Below are 16,461 nucleotides of genomic sequence, written 5' to 3' on the forward strand. Positions count from 1 at the left end.
GAGTTGTAGGATCTTAAGGGTGAAAATAAGGAGCAACTCTATGACTCGCATCATCATGGAAACCGATAAGGGCACGATTCATCTTGATATGTTTGATCAAGACGCGCCTAAAACGATCGAGAACTTCGTAGAACTAGCAAACAAAGGATTTTACGATGGTCTAAAGTTTCATCGGGTCATTCCCAACTTTATGGTTCAGGGCGGCTGTCCGCTAGGGACTGGAACAGGTGGGCCTGGTTACAAAATCAACTGCGAGATTAACAAAAATAAGCATTTGGCAGGAACTCTGTCAATGGCTCATGCAGGTCGCAACACGGGCGGAAGTCAGTTCTTCATCTGTCATTCTCCTCAACCTCACCTCGACGGGCAGCATACTACCTTTGGACAAACCCAAGATATGGATGTTGTAAACGCCATTCGTCAGGGTGACAAAATTATCTCGGTGAAGGTCGAAGAGTAAACGATTTTGGATTTTGAATGATGAGTCGAACGTCAGAACTCATCATTCAAAACCTAAAGTTCATACCCCAACCACCATGACAGCACTCACCATTCAACTCAATTCCATTATTGACTTGACTGACCAGCAGTTCTATAACCTCTGTCAAGCCAACCGAGATGTAAGATTTGAACGCACCGCCACCGGAGAACTCGTCATCATGTCCCCGACTGGCAGCGAAACAGGCAACCGCAACGGCAGATTTAACCAACGACTTTTTAACTGGTCAGATCAAGATGAATCTGGAATCGCTTTCGATTCTTCAACCGGATTTAAACTGCCCAATGGTGCCGATCGTTCTCCTGATGCTGCTTGGGTGAAGCTCGATCGTTGGAACGCGCTCAATCAAGAACAACAGCAGCGATTTGCGCCCATCTGTCCCGATTTTGTCGTCGAACTGCTGTCACCCAGCGATAACCTGACCATACTACAAGCCAAAATGCAGGAATATCTCGACAACGGCGCACGGTTAGGCTGGTTAATTAATCGCCAAACTCGCCAAGTTGAAATCTATCGCCCCGATCGGTTGGTGGAGGTGTTAGAAAATCCTGAAAGCTTGTCTGGCGAGGATGTTTTGCCCGGTTTCACACTACAGATGTTGGGTATTTGGTGATGTGATCGCTTCGTAGAATAACGCATCCGAAACTTAACTTTGGCGATCGGGGCTAACGAGCTAACGGCTTAAGTCGGTGACTGCAAACAACCTCGGCATTCACATCGGTGGTTTAGGTCAGTCCAGTGAGTCAGAATTGTTAGACTGCGCTATTGTGATTGCTTGGTTCGCTTTTAATGAGGATCAAACAATTGAATGAGTCGTGGGATCAACCCTTAGACTCTTCAGGCTCCCTTTTATCTTTTCTACCAATCAACCAAGTGACAAGACTAGCTAGTGAGCCAGATCCAATCACTAAGCTAAGAATCTCTTTCCAGTTACTAGATGTGAATTGGTTGACAGAATAACCCAAGTTTACCTTTACATCCCTTGTTTCACTAAATACTTCAACCTCAACTGAGCGTGTAATATTAAGTTTAGGCACATTGAGCTTGACGATAGCTTTCACGCGAATTAGATTATCTCCAGACTTGAGTGGTGTGACTCGCCAAAGCCATTTTCCAGGAGTGCTTGCAGTAACAAACTGCTCGCCACCTTCCACTTCAAAGACCTTAAACTCATCAGGCTGCACAATTAATTTCATCTCCGTGCTTTTGGGATCAAATCGAACTCCTGATTTAATTTTGATATCTCCCCTACCCTGCAATTCTTTTCTTATCTTTTCTGTAACCTCTGGAGCAATTCCAGCTTCAATCGTTTCTGAAACTCCAACCTTCATCTCTTTAGGTACATTGTGATATACTTGCCCTTTACGAAGCCGTGTTAATGCTTTATCAATGGCATCCTCGGCAAAGATTACTTCCTGTTGAGATGGCTTAGGCGGTTGTGTCACTCCACCAGGTGCTGCACCTCCACCTTCAATCGGCGGTCGTGTCTGTGGTGACGAACTAGATAATGGCTTGGGCAGTCGTGCGCTTACTACTACTTCGCTGGGTTCGGATTTGAGGGGGTGATCATATTTCAACGATGTGACATATATCAGGATTACGCCAAGTCCACTAAAGAGCAGAAAGAAAGTTAGCCACCGTAATTTCATTTATACATCCTCTAGAGAACTAGCTAGATAATTATTTCAAGGTATTGAAAGTACATCCGGTACGTTTTTATATTTTTTGCTCTCAAGCGATAATCTTGATGCATTAACGTTGCTAAAGACTAACAGTTCAGCACTGGCATAACGTTTCTGCTTATTATTCTAAAATCCATCGAACTCTCATCAAAACTGCTCTCAAACTTGCCCATCTCAGGATAGAAAGTTGGTCTAGGTTTTCTTGTCGCATCAGTCGCACAAAAATCCGATCGATATACTTTTGTTATGCGGAGGTTTGTGCAGATTCATAAGGCTGGATGAGAATCTCAGCCGGGATCCCCAACTCTTGATTTAGCCTCCGAATCATCTCCAGAGTCAAAGAACGCTTACGGGATAATATCTCAGAGACCCTAGCCCGACTTCCAAGACAGGGTTCCAAATCACGACGCGACCATTCACGGGTATCCATATAGTATTGGATCGCCTTGATCGGATCAGGCAGTTCGATCGGAAAATGTGTTTTCTCGTAGGCTTCCACCAAGGTAGTAAGCACATCTAGTCGGTCATAGTCAGGGGTGTTTGGGGCTGCATTAAACAGTAATTCGATTTCTCGAAGGGCTTCTTGATAATTTGCTTCAGTTCTAATTAGCTGCACTTCCATACATAAACCTCTGTTTAGCGAGGGACACCTGAAGAGATACTAACCTGCGATCGAGACTTCTAACTCCAGCGATCGGACTTCTCTCAAACGCGCCCATATTTCGCGACAAAGGGTTGGTCTAAGTTTTCTTGTCTCATCAGCCACACCCAAATCTGATCGCCATAGGAAAAATGCCACCACTCATTCCAGTGGCGTTTGAACCCGGCTGTAGTCATCACCTGGTTTAGAATCTGGCGACGTTGATCAAAATCAGAACCTTCAGCAAAGTGGTTGGGAAACGATCGCTCAGAAATCTCATCAATGGGAGAACCCATGTCGATCTCATCACCCAATTCATTTATTAACGTGACATCGATCGCGGCTCCGGTGCTGTGAGGTGGCGGCATTGCAGGATCAAGATTGGGAATCGCCCAAAACTGGTAAACCTGTTGCAAAAGATCTTGACGCTGTTCGTCAGTCAGATTTTTTGGCGTTAAATTTTGGGTCTGTGCCACTTCTAAAAAAGTGTAATCGACCATGAATTGCTGCACAGCTACAGGGCGATACGCATCAAAAATCTGAATTCGCCAGTTTGGATGATTTTTTTGTAAGGTTTGCTGGGCGATCAGGAGACGATCGACAACTCCCTGCCGCAAATAAAACGGCGATCGGTCTCCATAAGGCGCACCCAATTTCTCGTAGGGATGAGGTGACACCCGTGAGAACTCAGCCGGAATCGCAACGATCGCTTCGCCACATTCAAGAATCGGGACTTGTTGATAGGGCTTCATGCTTTCTGACTAATCGCCTCCTGGCATTTCTGTGATTTGCCATTTGCCATTGATTTTCTTAAAAATGGCTCGGTTCTCTAGCGATCGATAAGCATAGCGGTTATAAACATAGCCTTGCTTGCGGTTGGGCAAAATAACCGGAGTCCAATCGCTAATCGGATCGAATGCCTTAATCTGCTCTTCTTGACTATTCTCAAATCGCCTCTGATCAAACTTCACCACTTCATTAGATAAGATGCCCACGACTTCGCTGTTGAGATTGGGAAGGGCACGGACGTTGACTCGATCGCCGACCACAATCACATTAGACAATTCATACTCTAAACCGGGAGGTGTATCAGGTTTAGGAGGATATTGCTGATAAAAATCGCGCGACACGGTAGGACAAATCCAACCCTTGGCAGCCGTTGTCGCATTCGGGTCAGCAAATCCACAGGTTGATCCCATTGCCTTTTCTAAAATGCTCCAAAACGATGCTTTGGGATCTTCTAGCTTCAGTTCTTTAGCAGTGTTGGCTCTGCCAAACCCTAACGCGAGTCCCTTTTGCGGAATCAACGCTGATACGAATCCTGCATCTCGCTTTTGAATTGCCTGCTGCAACTGTTGACGAAACTTCGCAAACTCAGGAGTGGTTTGATCTTTTAACACAATGCGCTGATGCGGAAAGTCATCCAGCTTTGACTGAGGTGAGGGGGTTGGCGCTGGGGAGGCAGATTCGCTCGGTGACGGGGAAGGCGATAAAACTTCAGGTGAAGCGGCAATTGACGGAGCAGGCGGTTGATTTGGGGAATTGAAGCGCATCGTTGCCGCAATTCCTGCCCCCACCACCGCCGCACAAGAAACCGCGATCGCAATAATCCAGGGTGCTCTCTTCATGACCAGAAAATGTGACGATGCTAATCACTACAGGGTCAATCACTCGATTTCCTTATCAGGCACCGGATCATAACCGCCCGAACTGAAAGGGTGACAGCGACAGATGCGACGAGTTGCCAGCCAACTGCCTTTTAAGACTCCGTGACGATCGAGGGCTTCGATCGCATATTGTGAGCAAGTGGGCTGAAACCGACACGACGGCAAGAATAACGGCGAAATAAAGACTCGATAGCCGCGAACGAGTCCGATGAGCAGCAGTTTCATGGGGCGATCGCACTCAAAAAAATCATCTTCTTATTTGAAGTTAACAGCTTCACCCTCTATACTAGATAAGCTGTATAAATTTTCGAGACGAGGAAGTCAGAATGTCGCGATATCGAGGTCCGCGCTTAAGAATTGTGCGGCGTTTGGGAGACCTACCCGGTCTAACCCGCAAATCACCAAGACGAGCCTATCCCCCTGGCCAACACGGGCAAGAACGCAAAAAGCGCTCTGAATATGCAGTTCGTCTAGAAGAAAAACAAAAACTCCGCTTTAACTACGGCGTTAACGAGCGGCAACTGCTTCGCTATGTTAGAAAGGCTCGTCGGGCATCTGGCTCTACCGGACAGGTATTGCTGCAACTGCTCGAAATGCGTCTAGATAACACGGTGTTTCGCATGGGCATGGCTCCGACCATTCCGGGTGCGCGTCAGGTGGTCAATCATGGGCACATCACCGTTAACGGTCGCGTCGTCGATATTGCCAGCTACCAGTGTCGTGCTGGAGATGTGATCGCAGTCAAAGACAAAGAGGCTTCTCGCAAGTTAGTTGAGCAAAACTTACAGTATCCGGGTTTGGCAAACCTACCGAATCACTTGGAGTTTGATAAAAACAAGCTCACAGGCAAAGTGAATAGTGTGATTGAGCGCGAATGGATCGCGATTCAAATCAATGAACTGCTGGTGGTTGAGTACTACTCCCGTCAGGCTTAATCTCGCTAAAGCTACGATCGAGATTTACGCGGCACTCGAAATATTTTGCAAAGCCTTTTGATCCCGTCAGTCAAAAGGCTTTTGATTTGTGAATTTATAGTTTTGCTGGTCCGAACTCTCCATACTATTTAATGCTTGCTCAGAAGTTAGTTGGATGCCTTGGCGAACTAAAGCATTTAGGAGTTTGGGGTATCCAGTAGTTCTTCGATCAGGATATCGTTCATTGTTGACAACCATTGGTAGCAAGGTTCGTCAATTGGCGCAATTTCTCTACGTCGCTGTGCCAAAGATTCAGCGTACGCTATGAGCCAAGCCGCAGCAAGTTCCTGCTCCGAAACGGTTTCCTCTATCAACGCACGTTCAAACTGTTCTTCAACCCACTCTCCGAAAGTCAGAATTTCTAAAGATATTCCGTAAATCTCCTCAATCGCCTCGCATCTGGGTTTCAACTCATCAAGCCGCTCAGGCTCAAGACTTGTAACAAACCCAGCCAGCCTAATAGCAGAATGCACCTCCAGTTTTTCTGATAATTCCTCAATCTCATCTCGTAAATATGATTTGCCATATTTGGCATCCCAGGCTTCCACAATTCGTCTATCTTCTAAAAGCTCAATATCACCAACATTCCCATGCTTCTTGTTGGCTGAACGCATTTGTGAAAGAGGTTTCAAGAGACTGTCTGGAAAGACTTGGTAATCTTGCATAGCTTGCATCAAACTGTGCATAGCAATTTCCATTAATCGAGCAGCATAATCAGATCGATTAATGTGACGCAGAATGAAGCCTAATGAAATTTCTCGATCGACGATCGTCGCTTCAAAAAATAGATTAAGCTTTTCGATTACCTGTAGAGCTAGTCTTCCAAAGTTATCCGCTTGGTTAATCAATTGTGAAAGTAAATACTGTAACGCAAGGATAGGGACTACTTCTCTGTTCTCAATCGCTTCAACAATTTGCATCCATTCAATACGGGCACCTCTTATATAGGCTTTGTACATAGATGAATATGGATAATTCTCTGCTAAAGTGCGAGTCATCATGAAGCCATCAGCGTTTAACTTTAGCAAGTCATACTTTCGTAGAACTGGCGTGATGTAGTTCTTATCAAGACTACGCATGGATATACCGTCACACCAGGAGAAGTCTTTTTTAATACTTTTTCCACCTTTATGCAATCTAATATTTTGCTCTGGCTCGATCGCCTTAAGACATAATTGTAGAATTGATAGACCAACCACTGCTCTACCAACCTCACTCGTTACTGATTGAACTAGTTTGTCTAAAAGTTCTCTTTGTAAATGAGGTAGTTCTGAAAAATTCAGCATTGATGACTGATTTCTGCACAATAGAATTTGAGTTTCCAGATAACCTTCTGATAGTTCTAAAATAATCTTTCTATGCCGATCTTTTGCAGCTTGATTCATGACTCCTTCTGGAAAGAGTTGAATCGTTCCATCAGGTAAAATCAACTCACTTCTATTGCTGTAAACTCTTAAATGCTGCTCATTCATTGTTCATTGTTACAAGTGTTTACGGAGTTGAACACTCTTTGGATTGAGTGTAGGAAAGGCATAAGGAATTAGATATTCACCCGCGAGAATCTGCGGATTTGTATTGTTACTTCTAACTTCATAGCCCATAGCCCTTAAAGACTGAAGGTAGAAGAATATATCTTTCTCTTCAACACCCCACTGTTCTGCAAATTCTATTGCTTTAAGTTGAGCAGAAGTACCGATACACCTTGTTACGCACTGCACCACGCGCCAAAATGAACTAACTTTCGACTTTTCACAGAAGTTCATGACTCCACTGATGCGAGCATTGTACTGATAATATCCAGATAACTGCACTAAATCTGCTTTACCTGTAGCTTCACTCAACTTTTCTTCAAAGGCTTTCCAAAGAGATGTAAAAACTTGTGCATTTAGTTTTTTGGCACATAGCTTAACCGAGTTCGCACCAAGAACCCACTCATCGTGACCACATGAGGGATATACATCAATGATAAATTGATCCGGTTCCTCCCAATTGCCACTGGTACTCGCTGTAATTGTCCAAGAAGAATCGCTTAATTCATAATTCAAGTAGATTTTTACACAATCTGGAGCTAGTTCTTTTGTCCATGAAAAAGTTTCTACAGATAAGAATCTGACAGACTCTCCTTTATTCTCATAAATAGAATCAGCTAAATCTGTAAATTTCCCTTTCCTAGACAGTTCAGTAATTGCTGTTTGAGCTTTTTGAAGATAAATTTTTGTCAACCCTCTTTTACGCTGCCTAAAGCCTAATTTCTTGCTCTGAGGCAAATAAGCTAGATTAAAAGGTAGTTCAACATTTATCACCTGATCTAAGATGCTAAGAGCGAGAATTCTACCTAACTGAGGAGGAACCGAATTTCCAATTTGCTCAATAACAATTTGTCGATTACCTATCATCTCATAGTCATCAGGAATAGTTTGCAAACGCTTTAACTCAGAGATGGAAAATTTACGGTTTTCCCAACTAAAAGGACCAGTGTATTGCCCACCCTGAGCTTTTATTGTCCGTACTGGAGTATCTGGATCTGCTTTGTACAAAAAATCAGAGAATTTAGATCTCCAACTGAAAATTGGGTTGGGATAACCCATTTCCTTTGTATAAAAGCTGTAGTTAAGCCCAGGCGGAATATCTTCAAGCAGATGACCAAATCGCCCCCCTAAACCTGTTTCTATGTCTGAAATATCAGCATCTTCTACAGCATTTGCGGCTGAGTAATATGGCTGTCGATCGAGTGAGTCAAAACCGTGAGTAGGATATGGAAATAAGTATTTTCCTTGCTTCAAACCAACAATAAACAAACGCTCGCGATGCTGAGGGACACCGTAGTCAGCAGTATCAAGAATGCGGAAGTAAATATTATATCCAGCTTCTTGAAAAGCTTCTTGAATTTCTTGCCATGCCCCTCCTCCATTTGCCCCAGTAATTCCATATACGTTCTCAAATAAAAATCCTTTAGGTTGAAGCAGTTTTAAAATGCGAACATATTCTTGAAATAGTGTTCCTCTAGCGTCTGTTGTTCCAGATACTCCAGCCGCTCTACGTCCAGCCGCAGAGAAAGTTTGACACGGTGGACCTCCAATGATGAAATCCACTTTAAGATCAGAATCGGGCGAATAGTCTCTGATATCGATACAAACCGGTTTAGAACCTTCTAACCATTTTCCTGGTTGAGAATTTTTTTGTAGTGTCTGAATATATTTAGCTTCTAGTTCAACCATCTGGACTATTTCAAATCCAGCATCGTGAAATGCAATATCTAGCCCACCACCGCCAGAAAACAAGCTAAGTGTCCTAACTGGAGCAATGCCTTGTTGCCGTAGCCATCTATGAAGAAATTTGCCAAAATTGTCAGCCCATGCCGTCTCTTGTCTCACCTTAAGAGTAGCTAAGATATCTTGAAACCAATTTGTATTAGCTGCCTCGGAGTTGAGCAGTTCCAGAGAAAGAGACAATTGCTGCATTACTTTATTCGCCCTGGGATCGGGAACACAAGTTACTCTCAGATGTAGAGAGATATAAAGCCTACCACTTTGAGCTTAAATAGTACATAAAGACTAATTTGTGCCGTAGGCTAAAGGGCATCTAATAATTCGCTTGGCGCAGACTGTCCAAAAATCTTGGTGATTGCAAAGTCAAGCCGCTCAAGTGCATTATTCGGCGAATACCAATTTTTCATATGAAAAATTGGTATTCGCTGAACAGAGAATCTCCAAAAAATAGCCGAGGTTGGGGTTAGCCTTTCTTCTCAGGCATCATGCACTTATCGCTATCGCAACCCGCCGGGCCTTCAGCCGCCACCTCACCCGAATCATATCGAGTCAGCGCCGCATAAAAATCTGAAGTCTTCTGACGATCGCTCACCTCCCGTTGCAGTCGCTCATAAGTTTCCTGATCGATCTTCTCAAACGGCAACCGGGGAAATGGCGCATCAAATCGTGCCAACAGTGCTGCACTGATATAGCCCTCGTGGTGCTCGATCGCGTGATAGATCTTCGCCGCTAGTGCATCGATCTCGTCTTCACGAAGCTCGATCGTTGCACTCGTGTTATGCGTCGTGTAAAAGCGCTGCACCTGCATATAAAAATCCATCTGAGCCACCGCAGAGAATTTCTCAATTTCCACTCGATCGGCTCCTGGCAACACTGCCCAAGGCACCTCAACCGGAATTTCTACCAGCCACTCAGTGCAGCGAATGTCAAAGGGATCATTGAGCAAATTCCCTGTTTCGTCTTTGTCTGACTGCGAAGGCACAATGCTGTAACCATAATCTAAACAAGCCAACGCCACCGGATCGTTTTTGCGGAACGTAATCCGACGAATAAAGCGCTGTGCTTTGGGCGGATGCCACCCCGGACTCGCACCCGTCAGCAGCGACTTTGTGCCAGCAGGCTGAACGGTCGTGCAGCGATTTGGACGCTTGATATCGTGACGATCGCAATAATCCCAAACCACTTGATGCACAATATTGCGCCAGCGAGTCAGATAATCTTGCTCTTTTTGCTTAAACTCCAAGCCGTTGACCGTATCAGGTCTGCCCGCTTCCCACCAGCGCAGCCACTCTACGCCAAACGCATTCACAAAAAAGTCGAATAAGCCTGTGAAGGAGACTCCGACGATCGGGTCTAGCTCACGAGAATATTGATAGCGCGGCTCCTGAAATGTGTGGTTCAGCAACGCCGCTACTGACAGCGCCCCGGCTGTAAATGCCCCTTCTTGTTCTTGATAATCGAACGGGTCAAGCTGATTAAGGTGAACTTCAGATAAATTACAGTGGAAGTCCTCGCCTAAAATTTCACCACAAGGATTTAGCCCGTAGCGTCCTAGACGATGCTCCAACTCTTGAAGCGGCATTTCTGGATGTCTTGCTTGTATCCATTGTTGCCCTTGACCCGCGTCGTAAGCTCGTAAAAATTCGGTCTTTAGTTCAGATGTAGTGAGAATGTCTGCATTCGATCGCGCGATCGCCTCCGGTGCATATTGAATGGCACCTTCACCAGAGTAAAACTGCTTACGAACCGCATCAATACATTCTTGGGCGGTGGGCTGATGGTGATAGACACGGGTGTGATTTGCCATTCTCAAAGCGTCGCGATCGGGATCAATTCGCCAGTTGCCCTCAGCGTCTTGCTGCCAGAGATTTTCTTTTGCTCCGGCAAAGTCGGTGTCTTCGCTGCCGCCTTGACGCATCCCTGCCGATCTTCTGATGTTTCCGGCAACCACGCAGGCAGCGGCTTCATCAATCAGTAAGCAACCCTCGATCGAAGTGAGCTGTCGCCCGATCGCTCGGTCAAGAATCTTAGCGCAGCGTTCGTACAATCCCGGTAGTCGTACGGGGTTTGCCATGCCGCCAAATCCTTTGAGGCGCTCTCCGGCAGGGCGGACATGGCTGAGGTTGATCGTAACTTCTACATCACCCGTGAAGCGATCGTCGGTGCAGAGTTCTAGCAAGCCTTGATAAGAAGCAACCCAACCCTGACGACTGTCACCCACGCGGATTGTGACTTGATTTCCTTCAGCCGTAATCTGCGTTTTCTCTTGGCGCTGCTCAACCGAAGCGGTGCCAATTTCGCTAACGTGCTTCACGATTAAGCGATTGCGGATAATAGGAAGCTGGTTAGTGTATTTAGATTCTAAAACGGCTCCGGTGCCACAGCCCATCATTGCCAGATCCATCATCAGCCCAAAGGCTTTCCAGTCAATGACGTTGGTGCTGGTGCAGTTATAGGCACCAGAGAAGTTTTCAGGCTTCTCGATCCAGCCCGTGCCGCCGACCCACAGCCAGCGACCCGACGGCAGACAGCGCATAGTTTGCTGCATTTTTTCGACGAGTGCCCGCTCTTCGGGGGTAAAATGCCCCAAATCGGTCATGCCTTGAATGGTGCGCTGGCTGACTTGTTGCCATGATTCGCGGCGATCGTCACTCAGCTTGCGGCTATAAGTGCGATAAAAAACTGGATTTGCAGCCGGGGCAGAAACGGGAAACTGCCCGCTAAACTGGTTGATAGCCTGACCGCTTGAGTCAGAAATATCTTTGGGTTTGATAATGTCTCGAACCATGAGTGACTCCGTGTGTCAGGGGTGATCGCTGAGATGAATTAACGCTATATGCTGCGTGATTATGATAAAAATAAGTTCATACACTCTACATCTAGGATTGAATTTTGACAATCAGTACTCTTCCTAGTTCAAGCGAACTATAAATAGGCCGATCGAGTATAGACGCAATTTCCGACTTCGATCGAGACAAATAAAATCATTTAAAGACTTCTATAAATTACGCTACTGTAAGCACTTTTTCGTGAGCCACTTTTGTTCTCTATTATTTGGTTTTAATGGTTCTTGCTCCTTGGCGATCGTCGATCGCTCGTGCCCTTCAGCGCAATCGTTCTCTCGCCTATGCCCGTTATCTCCAACTGGCAACGGTGCGTCCTGACGGCAGACCCGCAAACCGCACCGTCGTGTTTCGGGGGTTTCGAGACGACACCGATCAATTGAAGTTTATTGCCGACGACCGCAGCGAGAAAATTGAGCAGATCGAGCAGTCCGCCTGGGCAGAAGTCTGTTGGTACTTCCCCAACACCCGTGAGCAATTTCGCTTATTGGGGACGTTGACGATCGTGAAACGTGACCATCCTAACGATGAGCTGCAAGAGGCTCGGCGATCGATGTGGCAAAACCTTTCTGACAGTGCGCGGGTTCAGTTTGATTGGGCGCATCCCGGCAAACCGAAAATCGAGGTTTCTTCACCGCCGCCGCCTAGCCTGACTGAACCGCTGCCGCACTTTTGTTTGCTGTTGTTAGACCCCAATCAGGTTGACCATCTAGAACTGAGAGGCGATCCGCAAAATCGTTATCTCTATCACCGGGCAGACGATCGAAGCTGGAGTAGCCAGGAAGTAAATCCCTAAAAGAGAAACGGCAACAGTCAGTGTTGCAGGACTTACGCATTTTGACCAAAACCTCCGAGGTTTGCTTTAAACTTTTCAAACTTGCCTGATTCATAGACAATCAAGCGATAGATTGTAAATGTTTTCAGCAATGGATACCCAAATCGCGCAGTTGATTGTGAATGGCATCTCACTCGGTAGCATTATCGCACTGTCAGCCGTGGGGTTGAGTCTGACTTATGGCATTTTGCGGCTGTCTAATTTTGCCCACGGAGACTTCATGACCCTGGGCGCTTATGTAACGCTATTTTTTAACACGGTGAGCAATCTGCCGATTTGGGTGTCGATCGTCCTCTCATCTGCAATCACGGTCGGAGTCGCCTTGCTGATTGAAAAGCTGTTATGGGCACCGATGCGGGTTCAACGCGCCACCTCAACCACGCTGATCATTATGTCGATCGGGCTGGCTCTATTCATTCGCAATGGCATTATTTTATTTTGGGGCGGCAGTAATCAGCGCTATGAATTACCAGTTGCCGAAGCGTTATCATTTGCGGGCATCAGAGTTCCACTTTATAATCTTGTCGTGATTGGGCTAGCGATTGTTGCGATCGCGGCGCTGCATTATCTGCTGCAATATACCAAAGTGGGTAAAGCCATGCGAGCGGTGGCAGATGATATTGATTTAGCGCGAGTTACGGGCATTAATGTCGATCGCGTCGTGATCTGGACTTGGGTGATTGCCGGAAGCTTGACCGCGCTCGGCGGCAGCATGTTGGGGTTGGTCGAAGCCGTCAGACCTAACATGGGCTGGTTTTTGATTTTGCCGCTGTTTGCCTCGGTGATTTTGGGCGGAATTGGCAACCCTTATGGGGCGATCGCTGGGGCGCTGGTGATTGGCGTGGCTCAAGAACTCAGCACCTACTGGCTACGATCGGAATATAAGCTGGCGGTTGCCCTCTTGATTATGGTGTCAGTTTTGTTAGTGCGCCCGCAAGGATTATTTAAAGGAACGATGTGAACAGAATGCTGATAGAGACGGGACATTTAATTCGCTGCCCTGCTAGTTTAGCGGGGTGTTGAAGAATTTTTTTCCAAGTGCCTTCTAGCGTTGACGGTTCCATTGAGGTTTCCTTGGTGATCGCGCTAACGGTTGGCAAAGCGATCGGGTAATTCCATTAGGGATCGCGCTATTGTTTTGACTACGCTTTGGTTCTCAGATGCTAATCGCTAGGCTTGATTCTGCATCTGCACGACATGAGCCAAAATTCTTTCAACCGTTTGAGCATCAGGAGAACTGATGCGTTTCAGGATGGCGATCGATTCTTGCAAATATTTGATAGCGGGTTCAAACCTTCCTTCTTCTGCCAGCAATTGCGCCACCATTGGCAAGGTTGCTGCTCTGCCTCGTATATTCCCGATTTGCTTATCCAAAAGCAATGATTGAATATACAGCGCGAACGCCTCTGCTGTATGGCCCTGGTTCGCTTTGAGAATGCCCTTTTGGTGCAAGGTCGCTGCTTTGCTTTGCATATCCCCAATTTGCTCCCACAGCACGATTAACTGGTCATACAGCACGATCGCCTCTGCTGTATAGCCCTGATCCGCTTTGAGAATTGCTAAGTTGTGATTAATCGCTGCTTTTTCTCGTTGGTCAGTCTTATCTAGTTCTCCTGTTGGACTTTTCTTTGAAGCTTGTTCATAGCAAAGAATTGCTTGAGATACGTCAGTGTAGTGTTTGGAACGAGCAAGCTCATGCCAAATTAAATAACTGTCCGTGATGTTTAGCGTTGCTTGACTTATCGCTTCTGCTTCTCGATAACGAGCGCTGTTATTCCAACGATTCGCTAATACACTTGCAATCTTCGCCGCGATCGCTTCTACTTTCCCCAACAGCGCAAACCGATGAATCTCGATCTGCTGTTCCTCCGTTGAAGTGTCCGCTTCTTCCCACCACTGCTGATAGAGACACTTTGCAAGCTCTGCATACACCGCTTCATCGATTGCCGGAACCATCAGCGACAGAATTCGCGGCACTCGCACCTCATCATTGGGGCTGACCTCCATCAACCCCAGCGAGATCGACTGCTCTAGCGATCGCTCAAACTCAGCCCCACAGACAATCTTCATCGCCACTCGCGGCACCGGAATCTCAAACACCGCGCCCCACGACAACATCTCTCGCAGCGATCGATTTTCCTCTAGCTGTGTCGCCAAACTCTGCGCCAACACACGCGGCTTCAAGTCTTCTAACGTCGCCTCTAGCTTTGGCTCTGGTTCCGTCAATCGCTTACTCAACCCCTCCAATAATAAGGGGTTGCCGCCCGATCGCTGCTTCGCTTCTTGTTGCAAGTCAGCCGTTCCCAGGCTGGTTAGCTTTAAGCGATCGCACTTCTTCTCTAAATCTGCCCCGTGCATCGCCTCCATCGGCTGCCGATAAAACGACTCAATCCACGCCGACTCGACATCATAGCGACAGGTGATGATGATCCGATGGGGTGCATTTGTTTCTACGATCGCCCAAGTCAAAGCCTTCAACACTGCCGCCACTGTTGCCGACAACTCATAGCCCATCGCCGTTGCATCCAGATTATGTTCAAAATCATCCAGCACAAACACAAACGGCTTGCCGCTCCACGCCTCAAACACATCGCGCAACCGATAGCGCAACTCATCACGCGGATTGATCACCACCTGGCGCAACTCCGACGAGAGCTTGTCTTTGAGCCGATGACACAGCGACCCTTGATCAATGTGACCCACCCAAACGATCGGCACTCGCTCCGACAGGCGATCGCACAACCGCGACGCGATGCTGCTCTTACCCAGCCCGCCCATGCCGTGAATCAACACGCCCAGATAATCTGTCTGAGTCGTTGAGAGCGATCGCAGACAGCGCTGAATCTGTCGTCGCCGCCCGACAAACTCTTCTCGCGTCGGCACTTTGATCCGTTTTTTCGGATCAGTCTCATCCGGGTTGAGAAACTGCGGTTGAACGGGTGCGATCGTCGATCGTTTGCGTCCCGGCGTATTGCGTCGCGTCACCAGCGATTCTGGCAATCTGTCCGCCACGTAGAGCCGCAGCAAGTGCCAATCCCGCGCCCCTGTCTCCAACAATTTTTGATAAGTCAACCCCATCGCTTGCAGCACCGTGCCACCCTCTGCCAGCGTTTTATACAGCACTTCTGCCGCCGCCGCTGCCTCAGTGTCTCGCACCGAATTTCCCCAGCCCAACACCGCCAAAGCTCCCGATTCGAGCAGCGACTCTGCCATCGATTTCACTTCCCCCGCCTTGCCCGCCTGCCCCGTGTGACAGCCCGACAAAAACACCATCGGCGGCACTCGGTTGGCGAGCGATCGTGCAATCTCAGTCGCACTCGCATAATGCGCCTCTCCGATTTGCGTCTCGGTCACAAATCGCGGCTGTCCGTCTTGCACAGTAGCGTGTCCCGTTAAGTGAAACACATCAAACGAGTCAGCGCGATCGGCGACGAGTTGCCGCAATTCATCCAAACATCCGCTTTCTTCGACCACCAAACTCAACGGCTGATGCTTCGCCGTCTGCAAAATCCTCGCTTCTTCCGATTCATAATCCAGGATCGGCGACACATTCTCTGGAGAAGTCGCCATAAACAGCAGATTCATCTCCCGATTTTGCGGTGCGCTGCTTGCTACGATCGGCTTCTTCCCCGTCCACCGGATCGGCATCACCCCACGCTGCACCAAAAAACTTTGCCCATCGTGCAATACTTCCCAAGGCAAATGAGCAAATCGCTGATCGGTTGCAATCGCCACTGCCGACGGTCGCTCGCTTAGACGTTGCGTGAGAATGCGATCGCGATCCAACCAGCGATACAACGCTTGCCCAATCTCTCTCGCAGGTTTTGGCAACCGCACATAATAATCCGTTTCAGCAATATCAATTAACTCTGCGATGTCCGATATCAACAGTTCTCGCCGCTCATAATCATTCGGATTGTCGAAGAAATATCGCAGTTCGGCAGCACTATCCGTAACGAGTCTGAGGTCAAGATGGAAAATGCTCATGGAAAAGCTCGATCGGGGGCTAAGTAGAAACTTCCCTATCTAAACTGTTTTACACTTCAATTGAG

14 protein-coding genes are annotated in these 16,461 nt (G+C 47.2%); 5 read left to right on the plus strand and 9 right to left on the minus strand.

The window, feature by feature from the left end:
- Nucleotides 1-40: 40 nt before the first annotated feature.
- Both C7B65_RS08435 and C7B65_RS08440 read left to right on the plus strand, forming a co-directional pair.
- On the plus strand, nt 41-460 hold the full coding sequence (locus C7B65_RS08435) for a peptidylprolyl isomerase (protein ID WP_073070904.1): 420 nt from the start codon (nt 41-43) through the stop codon (nt 458-460).
- Between the two features lie 76 nt (nt 461-536).
- Complete coding sequence (locus C7B65_RS08440; RefSeq protein ID WP_073070902.1) at nt 537-1,112, plus strand: Uma2 family endonuclease; 576 nt, start codon at nt 537-539, stop codon at nt 1,110-1,112.
- 208 nt (nt 1,113-1,320) lie between these two features.
- Here the strand turns inward: C7B65_RS08440 and C7B65_RS08445 are convergent, their stop codons facing one another.
- From C7B65_RS08445 to yidD, 5 genes are all read right to left on the minus strand, one after another.
- Complete coding sequence (locus C7B65_RS08445) at nt 1,321-2,148, minus strand: hypothetical protein (RefSeq protein WP_073070901.1); 828 nt, start codon at nt 2,146-2,148, stop codon at nt 1,321-1,323.
- Between the two features lie 277 nt (nt 2,149-2,425).
- Nucleotides 2,426-2,803 (minus strand): helix-turn-helix domain-containing protein, encoded by a 378-nt coding sequence (locus tag C7B65_RS08450; protein ID WP_073070899.1) that lies wholly within the window; start codon nt 2,801-2,803, stop codon nt 2,426-2,428.
- A gap of 83 nt (nt 2,804-2,886) precedes the next feature.
- On the minus strand, nt 2,887-3,573 hold the full coding sequence (locus tag C7B65_RS08455; protein ID WP_073070897.1) for a M15 family metallopeptidase: 687 nt from the start codon (nt 3,571-3,573) through the stop codon (nt 2,887-2,889).
- Nucleotides 3,574-3,582: 9 nt separating this feature from the next.
- The gene (locus C7B65_RS08460; RefSeq protein WP_073070895.1) at nt 3,583-4,449 is read right to left on the minus strand and encodes an SH3 domain-containing protein; all 867 of its coding nucleotides are present in this window, start codon (nt 4,447-4,449) and stop codon (nt 3,583-3,585) included.
- 39 nt (nt 4,450-4,488) lie between these two features.
- On the minus strand, nt 4,489-4,713 hold the full coding sequence (gene yidD, locus C7B65_RS08465) for a membrane protein insertion efficiency factor YidD (RefSeq protein ID WP_073070894.1): 225 nt from the start codon (nt 4,711-4,713) through the stop codon (nt 4,489-4,491).
- A 101-nt stretch (nt 4,714-4,814) separates the two neighbouring features.
- On the opposite strand from yidD, the gene rpsD reads away from it, so the two are divergent.
- Nucleotides 4,815-5,423 carry a 30S ribosomal protein S4 gene (rpsD, locus tag C7B65_RS08470; protein ID WP_073070892.1) on the plus strand — a complete coding sequence of 203 codons (609 nt, stop codon included), beginning with the start codon at nt 4,815-4,817 and terminating at the stop codon, nt 5,421-5,423.
- A gap of 176 nt (nt 5,424-5,599) precedes the next feature.
- Here rpsD and C7B65_RS08475 read toward each other — a convergent pair whose 3' ends face one another.
- The 3 genes from C7B65_RS08475 to nrdJ all read right to left on the minus strand — a co-directional run bounded on the left by C7B65_RS08475 (nt 5,600) and on the right by nrdJ (nt 11,519).
- The gene (locus C7B65_RS08475) at nt 5,600-6,934 is read right to left on the minus strand and encodes a hypothetical protein (RefSeq protein ID WP_073070890.1); all 1,335 of its coding nucleotides are present in this window, start codon (nt 6,932-6,934) and stop codon (nt 5,600-5,602) included.
- Between the two features lie 9 nt (nt 6,935-6,943).
- Complete coding sequence (locus C7B65_RS08480; protein WP_073070889.1) at nt 6,944-8,923, minus strand: DNA cytosine methyltransferase; 1,980 nt, start codon at nt 8,921-8,923, stop codon at nt 6,944-6,946.
- A gap of 271 nt (nt 8,924-9,194) precedes the next feature.
- Complete coding sequence (gene nrdJ, locus C7B65_RS08485; protein ID WP_073070887.1) at nt 9,195-11,519, minus strand: ribonucleoside-triphosphate reductase, adenosylcobalamin-dependent; 2,325 nt, start codon at nt 11,517-11,519, stop codon at nt 9,195-9,197.
- A 275-nt stretch (nt 11,520-11,794) separates the two neighbouring features.
- Here nrdJ and C7B65_RS08490 point away from each other — a divergent pair, with 275 nt between their 5' ends.
- Nucleotides 11,795-12,370: an Npun_F5749 family FMN-dependent PPOX-type flavoprotein gene (locus C7B65_RS08490; protein ID WP_073070886.1), complete on the plus strand. Its 576-nt coding sequence runs from the start codon at nt 11,795-11,797 to the stop codon at nt 12,368-12,370.
- Nucleotides 12,371-12,500: 130 nt separating this feature from the next.
- Entirely contained in the window at nt 12,501-13,370 is an 870-nt protein-coding gene (locus C7B65_RS08495; RefSeq protein ID WP_073070884.1) for a branched-chain amino acid ABC transporter permease, read from the plus strand.
- A gap of 209 nt (nt 13,371-13,579) precedes the next feature.
- Here C7B65_RS08495 and C7B65_RS08500 read toward each other — a convergent pair whose 3' ends face one another.
- Entirely contained in the window at nt 13,580-16,396 is a 2,817-nt protein-coding gene (locus tag C7B65_RS08500) for a CHAT domain-containing protein (protein ID WP_073070882.1), read from the minus strand.
- Between the last annotated feature and the right edge of the window lie 65 nt (nt 16,397-16,461).

It is taken from the genome of Phormidesmis priestleyi ULC007, from assembly GCF_003003695.1.
Taxonomy (GTDB): Bacteria; Cyanobacteriota; Cyanobacteriia; order Leptolyngbyales; family Leptolyngbyaceae; genus Phormidesmis_A; species Phormidesmis_A priestleyi_A.

Bases quoted from the DNA above. Each gene is read 5' to 3' on its own strand.
- C7B65_RS08490 (WP_073070886.1), top strand. From the start codon at position 11,795: ATGGTTCTTGCTCCTTGGCGATCGTCGATCGCTCGTGCCCTTCAGCGC.
- C7B65_RS08460 (WP_073070895.1), bottom strand. From the start codon at position 4,449: ATGAAGAGAGCACCCTGGATTATTGCGATCGCGGTTTCTTGTGCGGCG.
- yidD (WP_073070894.1), bottom strand. From the start codon at position 4,713: ATGAAACTGCTGCTCATCGGACTCGTTCGCGGCTATCGAGTCTTTATT.
- rpsD (WP_073070892.1), top strand. From the start codon at position 4,815: ATGTCGCGATATCGAGGTCCGCGCTTAAGAATTGTGCGGCGTTTGGGA.
- C7B65_RS08455 (WP_073070897.1), bottom strand. From the start codon at position 3,573: ATGAAGCCCTATCAACAAGTCCCGATTCTTGAATGTGGCGAAGCGATC.
- C7B65_RS08480 (WP_073070889.1), bottom strand. From the start codon at position 8,923: ATGCAGCAATTGTCTCTTTCTCTGGAACTGCTCAACTCCGAGGCAGCT.
- C7B65_RS08445 (WP_073070901.1), bottom strand. From the start codon at position 2,148: ATGAAATTACGGTGGCTAACTTTCTTTCTGCTCTTTAGTGGACTTGGC.
- C7B65_RS08440 (WP_073070902.1), top strand. From the start codon at position 537: ATGACAGCACTCACCATTCAACTCAATTCCATTATTGACTTGACTGAC.
- C7B65_RS08475 (WP_073070890.1), bottom strand. From the start codon at position 6,934: ATGAATGAGCAGCATTTAAGAGTTTACAGCAATAGAAGTGAGTTGATT.
- C7B65_RS08450 (WP_073070899.1), bottom strand. From the start codon at position 2,803: ATGGAAGTGCAGCTAATTAGAACTGAAGCAAATTATCAAGAAGCCCTT.
- C7B65_RS08435 (WP_073070904.1), top strand. From the start codon at position 41: ATGACTCGCATCATCATGGAAACCGATAAGGGCACGATTCATCTTGAT.
- C7B65_RS08495 (WP_073070884.1), top strand. From the start codon at position 12,501: ATGGATACCCAAATCGCGCAGTTGATTGTGAATGGCATCTCACTCGGT.
- C7B65_RS08500 (WP_073070882.1), bottom strand. From the start codon at position 16,396: ATGAGCATTTTCCATCTTGACCTCAGACTCGTTACGGATAGTGCTGCC.
- nrdJ (WP_073070887.1), bottom strand. From the start codon at position 11,519: ATGGTTCGAGACATTATCAAACCCAAAGATATTTCTGACTCAAGCGGT.